This is a genomic window from Pseudomonas sp. o96-267 (assembly GCF_003935465.1).
Taxonomy (GTDB): Bacteria; Pseudomonadota; Gammaproteobacteria; order Pseudomonadales; family Pseudomonadaceae; genus Aquipseudomonas; species Aquipseudomonas sediminis.
The window spans coordinates 66886-84892 of sequence record NZ_RHQP01000010.1; the positions used below are offsets into that span (position 1 = coordinate 66886).

The 18007-nt window shown below is 57.6% G+C and carries 16 protein-coding genes; 12 read left to right on the top strand and 4 right to left on the bottom strand.

Translation table 11 applies throughout. The features are described from left to right. Positions 1–111: 111 nt before the first annotated feature. Complete coding sequence (locus EGJ86_RS09080) at positions 112–270, top strand: YqaE/Pmp3 family membrane protein (protein ID WP_003084988.1); 159 nt, start codon at positions 112–114, stop codon at positions 268–270. Positions 271–447: 177 nt separating this feature from the next. On the opposite strand, the gene egtD is transcribed toward EGJ86_RS09080, so the two are convergent. The 4 genes from egtD to EGJ86_RS09100 form a co-directional block, all read right to left on the bottom strand. Next, a complete protein-coding gene (gene egtD, locus EGJ86_RS09085) occupies positions 448–1410 on the bottom strand; it encodes an L-histidine N(alpha)-methyltransferase (RefSeq protein WP_125834861.1) in 963 nt (320 codons plus the stop codon). 2 nt (positions 1411–1412) lie between these two features. Then, entirely contained in the window at positions 1413–2693 is a 1281-nt protein-coding gene (gene egtB, locus EGJ86_RS09090) for an ergothioneine biosynthesis protein EgtB (protein ID WP_125834862.1), read from the bottom strand. 417 nt (positions 2694–3110) lie between these two features. Beyond that, complete coding sequence (locus EGJ86_RS09095) at positions 3111–5957, bottom strand: ATP-binding protein (RefSeq protein ID WP_125834863.1); 2847 nt, start codon at positions 5955–5957, stop codon at positions 3111–3113. A 147-nt stretch (positions 5958–6104) separates the two neighbouring features. After that, positions 6105–6875 carry a nuclease-related domain-containing protein gene (locus tag EGJ86_RS09100; protein ID WP_125834864.1) on the bottom strand — a complete coding sequence of 257 codons (771 nt, stop codon included), beginning with the start codon at positions 6873–6875 and terminating at the stop codon, positions 6105–6107. Positions 6876–7317: 442 nt separating this feature from the next. Here EGJ86_RS09100 and EGJ86_RS09105 point away from each other — a divergent pair, with 442 nt between their 5' ends. From EGJ86_RS09105 to EGJ86_RS09155, 11 genes are all read left to right on the top strand, one after another. Next, a complete protein-coding gene (locus tag EGJ86_RS09105; protein ID WP_125834865.1) occupies positions 7318–7833 on the top strand; it encodes a MaoC family dehydratase in 516 nt (171 codons plus the stop codon). Between the two features lie 180 nt (positions 7834–8013). Then, entirely contained in the window at positions 8014–9009 is a 996-nt protein-coding gene (dctP, locus tag EGJ86_RS09110) for a TRAP transporter substrate-binding protein DctP (protein ID WP_125834866.1), read from the top strand. After that, positions 9009–9569, top strand: coding sequence for a TRAP transporter small permease (locus tag EGJ86_RS09115; RefSeq protein ID WP_125834920.1), 561 nt, complete (start codon positions 9009–9011; stop codon positions 9567–9569). The genes dctP and EGJ86_RS09115 overlap by 1 nt, the downstream gene beginning before the upstream one ends. A 9-nt stretch (positions 9570–9578) precedes the next feature. Continuing rightward, the gene (locus EGJ86_RS09120) at positions 9579–10850 is read left to right on the top strand and encodes a TRAP transporter large permease (RefSeq protein WP_125834867.1); all 1272 of its coding nucleotides are present in this window, start codon (positions 9579–9581) and stop codon (positions 10848–10850) included. Positions 10851–10861: 11 nt separating this feature from the next. Beyond that, entirely contained in the window at positions 10862–12253 is a 1392-nt protein-coding gene (locus EGJ86_RS09125; protein WP_125834868.1) for an MmgE/PrpD family protein, read from the top strand. A gap of 30 nt (positions 12254–12283) precedes the next feature. Continuing rightward, a complete protein-coding gene (locus EGJ86_RS09130) occupies positions 12284–13435 on the top strand; it encodes an acyl-CoA dehydrogenase family protein (RefSeq protein ID WP_125834869.1) in 1152 nt (383 codons plus the stop codon). Beyond that, positions 13432–14616: a CaiB/BaiF CoA-transferase family protein gene (locus EGJ86_RS09135; protein WP_125834870.1), complete on the top strand. Its 1185-nt coding sequence runs from the start codon at positions 13432–13434 to the stop codon at positions 14614–14616. Before EGJ86_RS09130 ends, EGJ86_RS09135 begins: the two co-directional genes overlap by 4 nt. Position 14617: 1 nt before the next feature. Then, positions 14618–15388 carry a GntR family transcriptional regulator gene (locus EGJ86_RS09140; RefSeq protein ID WP_125834871.1) on the top strand — a complete coding sequence of 257 codons (771 nt, stop codon included), beginning with the start codon at positions 14618–14620 and terminating at the stop codon, positions 15386–15388. Continuing rightward, on the top strand, positions 15381–16583 hold the full coding sequence (locus EGJ86_RS09145) for an MFS transporter (RefSeq protein WP_256672395.1): 1203 nt from the start codon (positions 15381–15383) through the stop codon (positions 16581–16583). Before EGJ86_RS09140 ends, EGJ86_RS09145 begins: the two co-directional genes overlap by 8 nt. A gap of 54 nt (positions 16584–16637) precedes the next feature. After that, complete coding sequence (locus EGJ86_RS09150; RefSeq protein WP_125834872.1) at positions 16638–17435, top strand: CoA ester lyase; 798 nt, start codon at positions 16638–16640, stop codon at positions 17433–17435. A 9-nt stretch (positions 17436–17444) separates the two neighbouring features. Further along, positions 17445–18002, top strand: a complete 558-nt coding sequence (locus EGJ86_RS09155; protein WP_125834873.1) for a TetR/AcrR family transcriptional regulator — start codon at positions 17445–17447, stop codon at positions 18000–18002. Positions 18003–18007 lie beyond the last annotated feature (5 nt).

Genomic DNA, 18007 nt, shown 5'->3' on the forward strand with positions numbered 1-18007 from the left:
GCCAGCGTCTGGTTCTCAGTATTGCCGCTGACTTGCTCGCCGCGACTGAACTGCCAGGCGCTGCTCAGAGTCTATTCATGTACCCAGTTATGGAATGTAAAGGAGTACCGCATGGACCTTATTCGTATCCTCATCGCCATCCTGCTGCCGCCGCTGGGCGTGTTTCTCCAGGTCGGTTTTGGCGGCGCCTTCTGGCTGAACATCCTGCTCACCCTGCTTGGCTACATCCCCGGCATCGTGCACGCCGTGTACATCATCGCCAAACGTTGAGGGCTAAGCCGAGCGACTTGCCTCAGTTGATTCGCAGGAGCACATCCGTGATGCGAAATGCTGCGGACGTTAAGGCCTGGTGATCGGCTCCCCTCTCCCATTTATGGGAGAGGGGGTGGGGGAGAGGGAGAAGGTGGTGCCACAATCTTGCCAATTCTTTCACCGCCCCGAATCCCCTCACTCCCGCCGCAAAAAATGCACGCTGAACAACTGCGCCGGGTCGCGCCACATGGCCACCGAGGCGAACCCGCATTCCCCCGCCAACTCACGAAAGCCACTCGGCGTGTACTTGTAGGAATTCTCCGTATGCAGGGTTTCCCCGGCGGCGAAGTCGAACACGCGATCCTCGATGCGCACTCGCTGCGCCTGGCGGCTGACCAGATGCATCTCGATGCGTGACTCGGCTTCGTTGTAGAAGGCCCGGTGCTGGAAGCGGCGCGGGTCGATATCGCTGTGCAGCTCGTTGCGGATGCGCTCGAGCAGGTTGAGGTTGAACAGTGCAGTCACCCCGGCCTGGTCGTTGTAGGCGCGCTCCAGCACCTGGCGGTCCTTGACCAGATCCACGCCGATCAGCAAGCCACTGCCAGCCGGCAATGCCTGATGCAGGTTGCGCAAAAAGGCGCGGGCTTCATCCGGATCGAAATTGCCGATGCTGGAGCCAGGGAAGAACGCCAGCGGGCGTTGCCCCAGCGCCTCAGCGGGCAATTTCAGCGGCTGGCTGAAGTCAGCGCACAGGGCGTGCACGTCGAGCCAGCGATAGTCGGCGGCCAGACGGCGGGTGCAGATATCCAGAAACTCGCGGGAAATATCGATGCCCAGATAACGCGTCGGGCGCAGGGCTTCGAGCAGCAGGCGAATCTTGCGGCTAGCACCGCTGCCCAGCTCCACCAGGCTGGCGTTGCGCCCGGCCAGCTCGGCGATATCGTTGGCCGCCAGGCGCAGGATGGTTTCCTCGGTGCGCGTCGGGTAGTACTCCGGTTGCTGGCAGATCAGCTCGAACAGCTGCGAGCCGCGATGATCGTAAAAGAACTTCGGTGACATCGTCTTCGGGCTGGCCGCGAAGCCGCGCAGCGCTTCTTCGCGCAGGCTTTCCTGTTCCGGGCTCAGGGATTGTTCGTGGGTACGGATTGCCAATGCCATGCTCAGAGCTCCTTGGCCAGGCGCAGGCCGGAGAACTGCCAGCGCATGGTGGGGTAGAAGAAGTTGCGATAGGTGGGGCGCACGTGGTCTTCAGGCGTGGCGCAGCTGCCGCCACGCAACACCATCTGCCCGGACATGAACTTGCCGTTGTACTCACCCAGACTGCCGCCCAGCGGGCGAAAGCCGGGGTAGGGCCGATAGGCACTGGCCGTCCATTCCCAGACATCGCCATAGAGCTGCTGCAGGCCATCGCCCGCGCCCGCAGCCACCGGCTGCAGGTGATCGTTCTCGACGAAATTGCCCCACAGCGGTTCGTCCTGCGCGGCCACCTCCCATTCCTCTTCGCGCGGCAAACGCGCCTGCGCCCAGGTGGCGAAAGCCTCGGCCTCGAAGTAGCTCAGGTGGCAGACCGGCGCATGCAGATCCAGCTCGCGCGGCCCGCCCAGAGTCAGCTCCAGCCAGTCGTCGCCCTCGCGCAACCAGTACAGCGGTGCCTGCCAGCCTGCGCGCTGGATATGGTCCCAACCGTCCGCCAGCCACAACGCCGTGCTGCGATAACCGCCATCACGGATGAACTGCAGATACTCACCATTGCTCACCGGCCGGCTGGCCAGTTGGAAGGCCTCAACGAACACCCGATGGCGCGGCCGCTCGCAGTCGAAGGCAAAGCCATCGCCGGCATGGCCGACATGCCGCAGCCCGGCGGGGAACTGAATCCAGCGCAGCTCGCTTGCGTCAGCGCCGCCTGGCTTGAGGTCATGCCGGTAAACCGGTCGCAACGGGTTCTGCGCCAGGATGTGCTTGATATCCATCAGCAGCAGCTCCTGATGCTGATGCTCGTGCTCCAGCCCCAGCTCGACCCGTTGCAGCACCTCGTTGGCAGGTTCACTACCTGACTGCAGCAACTGCGCCATGGCCAGGTCGACATGGCTGCGATAGGCGTACACCTCGCTTACCGTCGGCCGCGACAACAACCCGCGCCGCGCGCGCTCGAAGGGCGTGCCGTGAGTCTTGTAGTAGGAATTGAACAGATGGTCGTAGCGCTCATCCAGCGGGCGATGACCCGGCAGAAAGGGCTGCAGTACGAAAGCCTCGAAGAACCAGGTGACATGCGCCAGATGCCATTTCGGCGGGCTGACGTCCGCCATGCTCTGGATCACATAATCTTCAGCCTCCAGCGGCTCACAAAGCCGCTCGCTGGCGGCGCGCACCCGCTGGTAACGCTGCCATAGCTGTTCGAGGTGCGGCGGTGAAACGGCGATCCTGCTGGTGCGGTCTCGCATAACACGCATCCTTTGCTGGCGCCGCGGAGCGCGACGGTACTTAAAGCCGACCGGGCAATAAGGGCAAAGGTTCAGGGGAAAATGTGGCATTTACATGGCAGGTGCCCGCAACGGGCTACTTCATACCTGCCATGCTGATGGCTGCGATCAGGTGGGCGCTGATCTGTTCATGCACCGGTTTATGCTAGCGAATCCGTCATCTGGAGTCGCATTTCAGCCTGACGTAATCGTGGTCTGTCCCCGATTGTTTCTCTGGCAAATCCAGAACGGCGTACCACAAAGGAAATAAATCTTTCCCTTTTTCCTTTTAATTGTATTTCGGACTTTTCGGTTAGATATCTTTAAATATTTGCTAAGGCCGTCTGATAGGAAAGCCTTAGCAGATTTTGTTGGGTTGCCGTGATAAGGTGCTCGCGTTTAGTTGAATATTTTGCTGGAAGATATTTTCTTGAGAGGCTCTTCGTTGTTGGTTTTTAACCATGCTTTAGCAAATGGGGATATGCTGTCTTTTTCTCGAGCTTGTGAGCGAGATGTCCAGTCCAAATAGATAATTGAGAATCCAAGGGATGAGGAAGCTTTTAGTTGGTTGCAGATTGTATTGAGGTCACATTCGAATGCCGGGACGTTTCCTATGCTATACAAGCCCCATTGATCGCTCTCCCATTCGATGGTTAGGCGGTTCCAGAATGTTTTAGGTACATACCCGGGGGATACTATAATGTCCTTGTCTTGTTTGTTTATTAGAATCCTACGTCCGCATATGGGGAGGTTCGCTAGTTTTGTGCGGTCTTCATTTATTTCAAAAAACTTTCTAACCCAAGAGGATCTTCCGCCTTTGGTGCTATCTAATCTGTCTACGAGCCAGTAGTTGGTGCATATTCTTTGGAACTCTTCAGATGTCCAAGCTCCTTGTCCTCTAGCTAGATTTGAGGCGTCTATAAAAATGCTATTTATCTGCGCTTGCTCTAAAAGGTCTAGATCGACAGGAAGTAAAGAGTCCCCGCAAACTAGAAGTCTGGAAATGCCTTCATTGTGGCTGTAGTGTCTTCCGAGTCCTGGCATTGTCATGTCAAGGATTCTGCTTAAGGTTTCTTGGGTGTTGTTGTTTGTAATGGTTTCTATATATTGATTGATATTTTTGGCTAATAAAAGTGCAAGGTCGTTTGTTAGCTCTTTGGTGAATGGGAGTTCTCTCCCAACAAGATTTGTGCGCTCTAAATTTATCGGTAAGCGCCCATCTTGGTCGAATACAACCACGGAAGGAAGTGATACATCTATCAGATCCAAATCTTCGGAGACGTAGAGCATGTTTAAAGACATGCGGTCAGTTATTACGATTCCATTACAGATTAGACTTATATTTGGCAGGTATCGTATGGGTCTATTTGATATCGGAGAATATGTCCATATGACGTCATCAAAACCAGGTGCAGCTGTGCGATGCCAATCACTTGCGTCCAGAAGACTATCAATTCCAGGGACGGTTCTTGATTGGGGGAGTGTGTGCTCTTTATCGGTTACGATTTTTCTTGTAACTACCGGGCTTTCGAGGCAAAACCAATCCCATTTGTCTTGATGTTTACATAAATATTTTGTGGTTGTCTCTGATAAGGATATAGATATTGTTGTTCCGTAATTCTTTTCGATGTTAGATACTACAATGGAGTTGCTGCCTTTTTTGCAGTTAAATTTTAGGCCAGAATTAGAGTTGGCATTGATATGCCTTGTCTCAACTTTGATTTCGTCGCCTAGTAAGTAGGCAGCTAGAAGCCCAATTCCAAAGCGCCCAGTGCGGTAAACATTTGAGCGTCCCTGAGTTTCATGATCTTTTTTCCAGCGATCGCTATTTCTAAAAGAAGCGCCTATATTTAGGAAGAAATTCTCAACAACATCTAGTGTCATTCCTATTCCGCTGTCTGCTATGACCAGCTCTCCTCCATTTTCACCTCTGTCGTATAGAGTGATGGTCACATCTTCTGTTATGTTGGGGTCTAGCTTAGCCTGTTGCTTTATAACTAGGTCTTTTAATTCGACGCAGGCGTCTATTGAGTTTTGCATTAGCTCTCTAATGCCTACTTCAGGGTTGTTTCCGTAAAGTGGGACTATCAGTAGTTCCATCATTTCCGCATCGGCCGTTCTGAACGTAAGTACCTTAGGTATGTATTTAGGTTTTTTGCTGGCCGTGAAGGCGTTGATGTCATCAAGGGATGACCTGATTCGGCGAATGGTTATTCCAAGCTCACATAGCGGTTCATATCTTCCATATATTTCTCCTAGGACAGACCAGGACATATCTAGTTCTTGCTGGATGCCTGAAAATAAAGCTGTCAGTGATTTAAATGTTATGGCGTCACTAGGTTCGGCGTCGATATATATGGCTTCAGGGTCGGTGTGGGCTTGGTTTATTTCAATTACGGCATCATGCTTTTTCCACTCGCCAGTTGATATTGGGCTAACCAGCCCTTTGATGCTTAAGAGCTTCTTGGGAGCTCTCTCGGAATGGATCTGGATGTAGTCTGAGATGCGAAGCACCAGCATAACGAAAGGCGTGTGAGTGTTGAGGTGGACTTGTTTTTTGTTATTTTCAAGTTTGTCAGTAGCGCTGCGGAGGCTCATGTTGTGGCTGCGAGCTATGAAGCCACATAAATCTAGGAAGCCAGTCTCTGGTTCTTCAGGTAGTTTTATTACGTTGCCATTGCATCCTGGGACGCCGTTGAAGGCAATTTCATGTGCAAGCCGTGCATGATGTCGTCTAATAAACTCGCCAATCAATAATTTGTCTCGGCCACTTAGGTCTATTTTACTTTGGGGAATGTCTCGAACCGGGTTGTCGTCTCCAAAAAGTTCTATCAGTTTTTTGGCGTGAAATCTCTTTGCTTCTGCTGTGAATTCGGACCAAAGAGTGCTCCATTTGGGCTCTTCTTCTATATAGCGCGAATTCACTGATGGGTAAGTACCTTGGATTAGGCTATAGAATCCATCCTCGGAGATGTGCATTGCGCAATCATGGAGGAGGACAGACATAATCATCGCTGCTGAGTCTTGAGGGGTTAAGTGTGGCCAGCTTTCGTCGGTAATTATACTGTCTGCAGTTAGTAGTACTTCGTTTAGGTGTGTGAATCCGTGATCAGTGTATTCTGGGAAAAATACGGTCTTGTTATCACTGATCCATGCGTCTAGGTTGGATATGCTCGATAATACAAGCCCTTGTAGACCTGGATTTTTCTCAAGAAGCGTTTTGATTCGTGTGGGGATTCTTAACATTAAGTTCTCGCTATTCGTTAATTATTTTGAGCGTATGCTCCAAGGAGCGGAGTCCTTGCGTTTGGGGTAACTCCGCTCGGCTGTCGGACTGCTACGACGATTAAGGTATTTGGGGGGCAGAGCACGATTCTTCGCTGCCCCTTGTATCTATAAGCTTTGCATCGTTCTGCACTTGGGAAACGCTGAGCAACCCCAGAACTGCTGCCCCGCCTTCGCACCCGATTTCACAGTACGAATCAGCAGCGCATTACCGCATTTTGGGCATTGCCGCTCGGCTGTCGGATCACTCCGGCGCTTAAGGTTCTGCACATGTTCGCGATGTGTGGCGAGGGTCGGTGCGCGGCGGCCGGTTTGCAGGGTGTGCAGCATGGCGTCGACCTCAGCCTCGCTGAATACCGCCTGCTGGAATGACTGGATATAGCGGATAAAGCCGATGCCTTGGGTCACGTTGGCCGGCACTTCGGTCTTGAAGGTGCTGCCGCCGACAAAGGTGATGACCGAGTGCAGGTGCTCGGGGTTAACGCCAAGGGTGGCTTCCAGGGCTTTGAGGTGCTTGTAGTTCTGCCGCAGCGGGTTCTGGAATTTGATGCTGCGTTTGGGAAACTTCTGCGTCCACTGCGCCTGTTTCTCGCTGCCGAAGATCCAGCCGCTCATGTTCTTCGTTTCGAGCACGAAGATGCCGTAGGGCGAGAGAAATACGTGGTCGATCTGCGTGGTGCCGTCTGGCGTGTTCAGGGTGACGTTGTGCAGGCGGCGATAGGTCTGCTTATCCAGCTGCCAGTGGGCGAACAGGCGTACCAGCAGTTCACCGATCTGCCCCTTGGCCCAGGGCGATTTGAGCAGGCCGATCAGCAGTACTGCCGGGATCAGCCAGAACAGGCTGTCTATAAGCGGGCGAAGAATGAGGCCGACGTCCATATTTTCTTCCGTGAGCAAAGCCGCTTGGGTGGCACTCGTTGTACGAGCGAGCAGGCGTACCGAAATCCAATTGCCTGGCACTGATCTGGATAATGGCTAATTGCTTTCAATCACTCAAGAGATCGCGACCATGGTCTTACGACCAGAGGCTGTTGATCTCGGCCCCGGTGCTCGTGCTGCGCCCGCTATCGAGCAATCGCTCGATGTAGTCCTTTTTCAGCAAGCTGCTCAGTTGGAGCGATGCGACGGCTTTGGAAACCTTGGTCAGGGCCTGAGATTGCGCGGCGCTGATACCCGGTGGCCATAGCAATCGAACAACGATAGGCATTTATCTGGCAGGCAGGCGCTTGACAGGAATATTTTTCGTCTCCTATCCTGTTGTCCGGACAACCTGATAACCATGCGATCTCGAATCGCCAAACAACAAGAAGGAGTTCCACTTATGAGCGTCAAGCAGATTGGTGCGCAGCGCTACCGCGGACAGATCGGTCGCTACTTCGAGGATTTCGAAGTCGGCGACATCTATGAGCATCGTCCGGGGCGAACCATCACCGAAACCGACAACATCCAGTTTTCCCTGTTGACCATGAACCTGCACCCGATGCATTGCGATGCGGCTTATGCGGCGAAGAGCGAGTTCGGCAAGCCTTTGGTCAATAGCGGTCTGACGGTGGCCATCGTGCTGGGCATGACGGTGCCGGATGTCAGCGGCAAGGCCATTGCCAACCTGGGTTGGAGCGATATCCGCCTGACTGCACCGGTATTCCCTGGCGACACCATCTATGCGATGTCCGAAGTGCTCGACAAACGTGAGTCCAAGTCGCGACCAAACCAGGGGATCATCAGCGTCAAAACCACCGGCACCAAGGCCGACGGTACGGTGTTCATGACCTTTGAGCGCAATGTGCTGATCCAGAAGAGAGAGGGCAATACCCTCGACGAGGCCGCCAACTACTGACACCGATTTGCTGCGCATCCGCCACAGGGTGTTGAAAACGGAGTTGTTAAGTCGCTCGCGACTTGCCTGGTTTCCCACGTTTTCACCTTGTGCGGCTCTAGCTCAATAGACCGGCAAACAAGCTCACTTCGCTAATGCTGTACTGCCGTTCCTCAACAAGAACAAATACGAGGAAATACCATGTCCATGCTAAAGCGCGTCATCGCGGCCTGCGCCGCAACCTGTACCTTCGCGACACTGTCTTCCGCCAGCATCGCCGCCGAGTTGGTGCTGCCTAATGAGGTGGCTGCCAGTCACTGGAAAACCGGCTACATGAATGAGTTCGCTGAGCGGGTGGGCGAGCGCACCAGTGGCGAGATCGACGTCAAGGTGTTCCCCGCGTCTCAGCTATACAACGATCAGGATGCGCTGGCCGCACTCGGTACAGGGGCCGTGCAGATGGTATGGCCTGTATCGGTACGCATCGAGACCATCGACCCACGCCTGGGCGCTATCAACCTGCCGTTCACCCTCACTGATGAGCTGATGAACAATCAGTGCTACGCCAAGGGGCTGACCGAGCTGATGTCGTCCTATGTGGAGCCTCGTCAGCTGAAGATACTGGGCCTGCTGCGGGCGGCCGATCTGTTTTTCATCATGAGTAAGCGTGATGTGCGGCAGATGGCCGATTTCAAGGGTACGAAGATTCGCGTCATCGGCGGCCGGGTGTTCCTTGACACCATTCGCGGTCTTGCGGCTAGCCCGGTGTCGATGCCGGCCTCGGAAATGAGCACGGCATTGGGGCAGGGCGCCATTGATGGCGTATTCACCTCTGCCGGCGGCTGGGCCGAAATGATCGGGCAGACCGGCAAGTATGCCTACTACGTACCGAGCTTTTCGTTGACCACCTATGCGGTTGTCGTCGACAAGTCCTGGTTCGACGGGTTGAGCGAGCCTGAGCAGGACGCCATCACCAGCAGCATGGACGAGATCAGTGCCAAACAATGGAAGGAAGTGGTTGTTGAGGATCAGAAGCTGATCGACAAGATGGTTGCAGGTGGGGCGACCTTTACCCAGGCCACCGCTGAAGAAACCAAGGCTTACGAGCAGATCGCCGAGAAGAGCAAGAAAACCTTCGCCGAGGCGCATCCGGATGTGCTGCCAGCCATGGATGCGATCGAGAAGAGGTGCTTGTGATGAGCCTGCAGACGACCGCGGTGCCGTTGCGGCAGGCCAAGTCAGAACGCAACTTCTGGCAGTTTTTCGAGCGCAAGGTGCTGCTCAATGTGGCTACGGTGATGTTTCTCGTCTCCACGGCGATCATGCTGTTTGAAGGTATCTCCAGGGCTGCCTTCGACAGCAGCGCGTTCTGGGCCGAGGAGAGTGTGCGTTACCTGATGATCTGGGCATTCTTCTTGACCCTTGGCGTAGCAGGTAATGCAGGCAATCACATACGCACCGAGCTGCTGGTGGAGCGCCTGAGCCCACGCTTGAAGTCTATCTGCCATGTGGCCTCGAGCTTGGCGGGCATCGCCTTCTGCGGCTTGCTGTTCTATGCCTCGCTGCCCCAGGTTCATCGTTACTACACGATGGGCATGATGACCGAGTCCAACCTCGACCTGCCGCTGTGGTTTCTATTTCTCGTGATGCCGCTTGGTGCCCTGCTGTTTCTCACCTACTACCTGCGCTGTCTGGTCACTGCCCTGAAGGGTGGCGATCCGTTTGGCAATGGTGAGATCAACGGCTCGAAGCTCTAGGAGGTCACTATGTTGATGTTTACCGCTCTGCTGGTGATGTTGGCATTTCTCGCCATCGGCACGCATGTCGCCGTGGCACTGGGGCTTGTCACTACCGGGCTTATTCTATTCGTTGCCGGTGTGCCGACCACGGTGATCGCCCAGACCGCCTTCAAGTCGGTCAATAGCTATCCGCTGATGGCCATTCCGATGTTCGTTTTGGCCGGCAACCTGATGATGCGCGGCAATATCGCTGATCTGCTGATCAAGTTGGTTGGGAGTGTGGTGCAAGCCGTACGCGGCGGTCTGGCGCTGACGGCGATGATCGCGAGTGTGTTCTTCGCAGCAGTCTCTGGTTCCAGCGTGGGTTCGGCTGCTGCTATCGGTGCCTCGACCGTTGGCGGGCTGACCAAGGAAAACTATCCGCCACGTTTCTCTGCCGCCATTGTTGCGGTGGGCGGCACCCTTGGCTTGATGATTCCACCCTCTCTCGGGTTCATCCTGATCGGTTCTATCGTCGGGCTGCCGGTTGATCAATTGTTCATCGCCGGTGTTCTGCCGGGGCTGATGGAAGCCTGTCTGCTGATGCTTGCGGTGATGTTCTTCTCTCGGCGCAATGGCTATGGCGCCCAGGTCCAGCGCGCCGATTGGAAGGCCTTCAGTCGGCGGCTACCCGGCGCAGGTGCGGCACTGATGATGCCGGTGCTGATTCTGGGCAGCATCTACACCGGCTACCTGACTCCTACCGAAGTATCGGCATTCGCGGCGGCCTATGCAGCGATCCTCTGCTTGCTGGTGTACCGCAGCGTCACGCTTGGCGGTGTCTGGGAGGCCGCGCGTGATTCGTTGCTGCAGACCACCATGATCTTTGCCGTGGTCATGGGGGGCAGCCTGGTGGGCTTTGCCCTGGCCCGGATGGGGGTTTCGGCCAGTCTGGTCGAGCTGGTGGGGGCCATGGAGTTGAGCCCTTGGCAGTTCCTGATCCTGGTCAACATCATCTTGCTGATCCTGGGCATGTTCCTCGATGGCATCGCCCTGATCGTGCTTACTGCGCCGTTGCTGTTTCCGATTGCCACCCACTTGGGCATCAATCCGATTCACTTCGCCGTGATCATGGTGGCCAACGTCGAGATTGCCACGCTGACGCCACCTATTGGCCTCAACCTGTTCGTCATGGCCGGTATCTCCAAGCAGCCGGTGCATGAGGTGGCGCGCGGTGTTCTGCCGTTCTATGGCGTGCGCCTTCTGGGCCTCGCGCTGATCACCTTCATTCCGGCTATCTCTCTGACGCTGGTCAATTGAGGACAACAATAATGAATGCCTCCGCGGATACAAACATTGCCTTGAGCCTGGCGCAGTTCGCTGCCGAGCTGCGCTACGAGTCGATCCCCGAGGTTGCCCGCCAGCGTGCCAAGCATCTGATTCTCGATGCAGTGGGCATCGCTCTGGCCTCGACCCGTTACGAGTTCGCTCAGCGCACCTTGTCGGCGGCTCGAGAGCTGGGGGAGGGCGACAGCGACGTAATCGGTTTCGGTGCCAAGCTATCGCTGCGCGATGCCATGCTGCTCAACGCTACGCTGGTGCATGGCCTGGACTATGACGACACCCATGGGCGTGGGGTGATCCATGCCACCGCCAGTTGCTTTCCCGCAGCCCTGGGCATTGCCGCCAAATACCAGAGCAGCGGGCGCGACCTGTTGACCGCATACATCCTCGGGATGGAGGTGGCGACCCGCGTCGGTGCCGTGGCCAGAGGCGGGTTTCACCAGGTCGGTTTTCACCCTACCGGGCTGGTCGGCACCTTCGGCTGCGCTTTGATCGCTGGCAAGTTGCAGAATCAAACCGCCGCGCAATTGGCGATGACCCAGGGCATTGCCCTGAGCACGGCCTCCGGCAGCCTGGAGTTTCTCGAGGATGGTGCCTGGACCAAGCGCATGCATCCGGGTTGGGCCGCGGTGGGCGGGCTGACCGCTGCGACCCTGGCGCGCCATGGATTTACCGGGCCCAAGGCTGTGTACGAAGGCCGCTTCGGTCTGTTCAAAAGCCACTTGGGCGAGCGTGAGGCTGAATGTGACTACGCCTTGGCCACAGCCGATCTAGGTAGCGTCTGGGAAGTCGGCGAAGTGGCGGTTAAACCGGTGCCGGCCTGCCATTTCACCCACGGCGTGGCCGATGCTGCAGTGATCCTGCATGGCCAGGGTGTGTGTCCAGAAGACATCGTGCGTATCACTGCATTGGTCCCCAATGAAACCGTTGGCATTGTCTGCGAGCCGGAGGTGGCCAAGCGCAAACCAGCGAACAGCTACGAAGCGCAGTTCAGCGTGCACTACGCCATTGCCAGTGGCTTGTTGCGTGGGCGCTTTGGCTTACCGGATCTGGAGCCGGAGGCTTTCGCCGACCCTGCGGCATTGGCGCTGATGTATAAGGTGCACTATCAGGTCGACCCCGATTCCGGCTTCCCGCGCCACTATTCCGGCGAGGTGATCGTCACGCTCAAGGATGGTCGCGAGCTGCGCCATCGCGAGGCGATCAATCGCGGAGCCGCCGATCGTCCGCTGTCCAGCGACGACATTGTCGCCAAATTCCTCGAGAACGCCCTGACCGCCGTCGCGCCACAGCGTGCCCAGGCAATTCTCGATGCCGTACTCAATCTCGACAACGGCAGCGCTCGTGCGCTGTCGCGCACCCTGGCCTCCGCAGCCTGACCCTTACAAGAACAATTGGGAGACACTTTGATGAACGAATATGACGAGCAGGAAAGCATGATCCTCGACGCTCTGGATCGCTTTCTGGAAACCGAAGCCAAGCCCTTCGTCCACGAGTTGGAGAAAAACGACATTTACCCGGAGGAGATGGTCGAGAAGATGAAGGCCATGGGCCTGTTCGGCTGCATCATTGATTCGGAGTACGGCGGCCTTGGCCTGTCCACCGCCACCTACGCAAAGATCGTCGAGCGTATCTCCTGCACCTGGATGTCGTTGTCCGGGATCATCAATTCACACCTGATCATGGCGTCGGCGATTCAACGCCACGGCACCGAGCAGCAGAAGCAGCGTTTCCTGCCACGTATGGCCAGTGGTGAATTACGCGGTGCGGTCGGTTTCACTGAGCCGGATGCGGGTACCGACCTGCAGGCTATCCGCACCACCGCACGGCGTGAGGGTGATCACTACGTCGTCAACGGTGCCAAGACCTGGATCACTAACAGCCTGCACGGCGGAGTGGTGGCCCTGCTGGTGAAGACTGACCCGACTGCCGAACCACGGCACAAGGGTATGAGCTGGCTGATCGCCGAAAAAGGTCCGGGCTTCAAGGTCGCCCGAAAGCTGGAGAAGCTTGGCTACAAGGGCATCGATACCTGCGAACTGGTGTTCGAAAACTTCAAGGTGCCGGTCGATTGTCTGATTGGTGGGGTCGAGGGCGTCGGCCTCAAGCAGGTGCTGTCGGGCCTGGAGCTGGGCCGCATTAATGTCGCCGCCCGGGGTGTCGGTGTAGCGCGCGCTGCGCTGAACGAGGCCGTCAGCTACTCGCAGGTGCGCAAGACCTTTGGCAAGCCGATCTGCGAGCACCAGGCGATCCAGCTCAAGCTCGGTGAAATGGCCACCCGTGTAGAGGCTGCGCGGTTGCTCACCGAGTCCGCGGCCAAGGCCTACGACAGGGGCGAACGCTGTGACATGGAGGCCGGCATGGCCAAGTACTTGGCCACCGAGGCTGCAGTGGAAAATGCCATGGAGTCCATGCGTATTCACGGCGGTTACGGCTACTCGAAGGAATACAACGTCGAACGGCTTTATCGCGATGCACCGCTGCTGACTATTGGTGAGGGCACCAACGAGCTGCAACGCATCATCATCGCCAAGCAACTGATCGAGAGGAATCCGGTATGAGCCTGCCTTTGGAAGGTGTGCGCATCGTTGCCGTTGAGCAATACGGCGCCGGCCCGTTCGGTACCCAGCATCTGGCGGATCTGGGGGCCGAGGTGATCAAGATCGAGAACCCAGCCGATGGCGGCGAGATCGGGCGTCATGTCGGCCCGTATTTCTTCGAGGAAGGCGACAGCCATTTCTATCAGTCCTTCAACCGTAACAAGAAAAGCGTCACCCTCAACCTCAAGAATCCCGAGGAGAAGGCGCAACTGATCGAGCTGCTGAAAACCGCCGATGCGCTCTATGACAATCTGCGCGGTGACCTGCCAGAAAAGCTCGGGCTGACTTACGCACAGCTCAAACAGCACAACCCGAAACTGGTCTGCTGCCACCTGTCAGCTTACGGCCGTGAAGGCGCGCGCAAGGCCTGGCCAGGCTACGACTACCTGATGCAGGCCGAGGCTGGCTACTGCTCGCTGACTGGCGAACCGGGCGGACCACCTGCGCGCTTCGGCTTGTCCATCATCGACATGATGACCGGCACTACGGCCGCCCTGGCGCTGGTCTCGGCGCTGGTTGGCGCGCGTGCCACGGGTATCGGTCGCGATGTCGACGTCAGCTTGTACGACGTTGCCATGCACAACATCAACTATCTGGGCACCTGGTATCTCAATGAAGGTGTGAAGACCGAGCGCACGCCGCGTTCGGCACATCCTTCTTTGACCCCCAGCCAGTTGTACAAGACCCAGGATGGTTGGATGTTCATCATGTGCAACAAGGAGAAGTTCTGGGCGGTGCTGGCAGCGTTGATCGACAAGCCCGAATGGGCGAGCAACGAGCAATATGGCAGCTTCAAGGCTCGCCTGGCCAACCGCGACCAGTTGACCGACGACCTCGATGCCGTGCTCATGCAACAGCCAACGGCTTATTGGCTCAAGCATTTCGGTGGGCAGGTGCCGGCGGCGCCGGTCAATGATGTCAGTCAGGCTCTGGACAATCCGTTTGCCCATGAGCAGGGACTGATTTTCGAGGTGGAGCATCCCGTACGCGGCACGATCAAGACGCTGGCTTGCCCAATTCGCTGCCCGGGTGAGCTTCTCCCCAACCAGCCTGCCCCTCGCTTGGGTGCTCATAATCAGTCGATACTGGGCGCATTGCGGCGTACTGACGCCGGTCTCAAGACGCAAGCTGGAGCGAGATAAGATGAATCAGGAATTACCTTCCCTGCTGTCCGGTGGGCAGCCCCGCTACCTGGTGCTGGCGCAAGCCTTGGTCGACGCCATCAAGAGCGGGCGCTATCCACTGAACAGTCTGCTGCCAACCGAACATGAACTGTGCAAGCAGTTCAATGTGAGCCGGCACACGGTACGGGAGGCGATTCGCCGGCTCAATGAGCTGGGGCTAATCAGCAAGCAGCAAGGTGTCGGTACTCGGGTCAAGGCGACCCAGGTGGCTTCTCGCTACGTGCAGGCCAGTGAAGGTATTTCCGATCTGCATCAGTACGTACGTGACGTGCGTATGGAGTTGAACGCAGCCGAGGAGATCTGCGCCGATGAGGAGTTGGCGGAATTGCTCGAATGCAAGCCGGGGCAGGCGTGGATCATGGCTGTTGGCCTGCGTCACCGTGAGGGGGACAGCGCGCCGTTGGCCAGGACGCAGGTTTATGTGCCGCGTGCTTATGGCGCTGCACTGGATGGTTTCGGTGACGGCAAGACGCCTATCTACGAGTTGCTGCAGCGGCGTTTTGGTCTGCAGATGGCAGAGGTACGCCAGACCATCAGCGCGGTGAACCTGGATGCAGAGGCGGCAAAGGCTCTGCAGGTCAAGACGGGTTCGCCGGGCCTGCATATCGTGCGCAAGTATTACGGTAGCAACGACGAATTGCTGGAAGTGGCAGTCAACGTGCATCCCGGCGAACGCTTCAGCTATTCCATCGCCCAGCGCCTGATCTGGCAAGGTAGTAACAGTGAATAACAGCTTCGCAGCCTTGGCGGTCACCCTGGCGATTCAGGCGTTGGTGTCCATGGCCACGTTCACCGTGCCGGTGTTGGCGCCGGTGGCCTTGCCCGAGTTGGGTGGGAGCATCGCCCTGATTGGCTTGTTCGTCGCGCTGATCTACCTCGGGGCGATGGTCTCCAGCCTACTCAGTGGTAGCTGGATTCTGCGTTACGGTGCCATCCGCATCAGCCAGGTATGCCTGCTGCTGTGCGGCCTCGGTCTGTCCATCGCGGCGGCCGGTCAGCTCTGGTGCCTGGTGTTGAGCGCTTTGGCGCTGGGGGCCGGCTATGGTCCGGTGACGCCGGCCAGCTCGCACATTCTGGCGCGCACTACGCCGCGTCATCTGATGGGCCTCATGTTTTCCTTGAAGCAAACCGGTGTGCCAATCGGTGGCGTACTGGCGGGCATGCTGGTGCCGAGTCTGGTGGGTGTCGCGGGCTGGCGCGGAGCGCTGCTGGTGGCGGCGCTGGCCTGCGTGCTGATGGCAGTGATTGCCCAATATGTGCGTGAAGGGCTCGACGATGATCGCAATGCCCAAGTCAGTCAGGCGCGCCGCGACCCGTTCAAGCCGCTGCGGATGATCTTTGCCATGCCACGCATGCGCAACCTGGCACTGTGCTCGCTGTTGTTCGGTGCGATGCAACTTTGCCTGACCACTTATTTGGTCAGCTACCTGACTGAAGACTACGGGCTGGCGCTGGTCAGCGCCGGGGTGATCCTCGCGCTCACGCAGGGCGCTGGCGTGGTCGGTCGTCTGCTGTGGGGCTGGGTTGCAGACCACTGGCTGGAACCACGCCGACTGCTGCCGTTGTTGGCCCTTTTGATGGCGATTTCTTCACTGCTCACGGCCGCGTTCACACAGAGCTGGCCAATGGCCCTGGTGGTAGCGGTCAGCATGCTGTTTGGCGCCACTGCCATCGGTTGGAACGGTGTGTACCTGGCTGAGGTGGCTCGTCTAGCTCCGGCTGGCTCGGCTGGGCAATACACCGGCGGTACGTTGTTTTTTACCTACTTCGGCGTTGTGGCGGGGCCGCCGCTATTCGCCGGCGTGACCCACCTCAGTCAATCCATGGCTAGTGGTTATCTGCTGTTCGGTGCACTGATGCTGCTGATAGCCCTGCTGCTCTGGCGCTTCGCCGGTACAGCCTCGGTGCGCGGCGATCCCGGCTGACGCCGCTGCGCTTCACCTTTTCATCCCTGTAATCAATCAACGTGGAGAACTGCCATGGCAGCCCGCTCGTACCTGTTTGTCCCTGGAGATCGTCCAGAGCGTTTTGACAAAGCCTGCGCCGCAGGCGCCGATGTGGTGATTCTTGACCTTGAGGATGCCGTTACCCCCGAGCGCAAGGGTGAAGCCCGCGAGTCTATTCGCAGCTGGCTGAACGCTGGCGGCAAGGCCTGGGTTCGCGTCAATGGCAGCGACACCGAGTGGCACGCCGATGACTGCTCGCTGTTTGAGGTTCCCGGTCTGTTGGGCGTATCGCTGCCCAAGGCAGAGAACGCCGCGCAGATTGCCGCTCTGGCTCAGCGCATGCCTGAGCCTCTGCGCATCCTGCCAATTGTCGAGAGTGCCCGTGGTGTTTGGAACGCCGAGCAAATCGCTGCAGCGCCGAAGGTGCAGTGCCTGGCCTTCGGCTCGGTGGACTTCCAGGTCGATACCGGCATCGTCGGCGATGGCGAGGAGCTGCTGTTCGCTCGCTCGCGTCTGGTGATTGCTTCGGCCATGGCACGTATTGGTGCGCCAGTGGATGGTGTGACCATCGATCTGGCCAACCTGGAGCTGCTCGCCAGCGACGTGCAGCGCGCCCGACAGCAGGGTTTCGCCGGCAAGCTTTGCGTACACCCTAAGCAGGTGGCACCGATCAACGACGGCTTCCGTCCCTCCGAGCATGAGGTGCAGTGGGCCCGCCAAGTGATGGAGGCAGTGGCGGCCCACAGTGGCGTGGGCGCGATCAGCTTGAGTGGCAAGCTGATCGATCTGCCGGTGATCCTGCGTGCCCAGCGCATTCTGGAAAAAATCTAGGGGCCCCTAATGACAGCCGTCCTCAGGCGTGAGCCGCTCCCGCGTGAACTCCTGCTCGATAAGGCAAGGCAGCTATTTGCCGAGCGCGGCTTTCATGCGGTCAGCCTGCGTGAGCTGGGACAGGCCGTTGGCCTGCACGCAGGCTCGCTGTATGCGCACATCGAAAGCAAGGATGCCCTGCTGCTGGAACTGATCGAGGAGGGCTTCGAGAGCTTGATCCACAGCATGCAGGTACGGCTGGCCGAAGCACCACGGTTGCGGACCTTTCTCCGTCACCACTTGGCATTTCGCCAGGCCAATTCGCACTGGTATCTGCTCGCTCTGACCGAGGCTCGCCACCTGACGGCAGGGGCGCAGCAGGAGCTGCAGGAGTTGAAGAGGGAGTACGCGCACCTGCTGCAGTGCCTGCTCATGCAGCAGGTGCCTAAGAGCCCTCCATTACAGGTCGCCAAGGTGGCGCGCCAGACCCTGTACCTGCTCAACACGCCACCAGGCAGCGACGGTGATGTTCTGAGCGACTGCCTGGGCGACCTTGAACAACTGATTTTGAAGCGCCTTCAGCCTTAGCACTT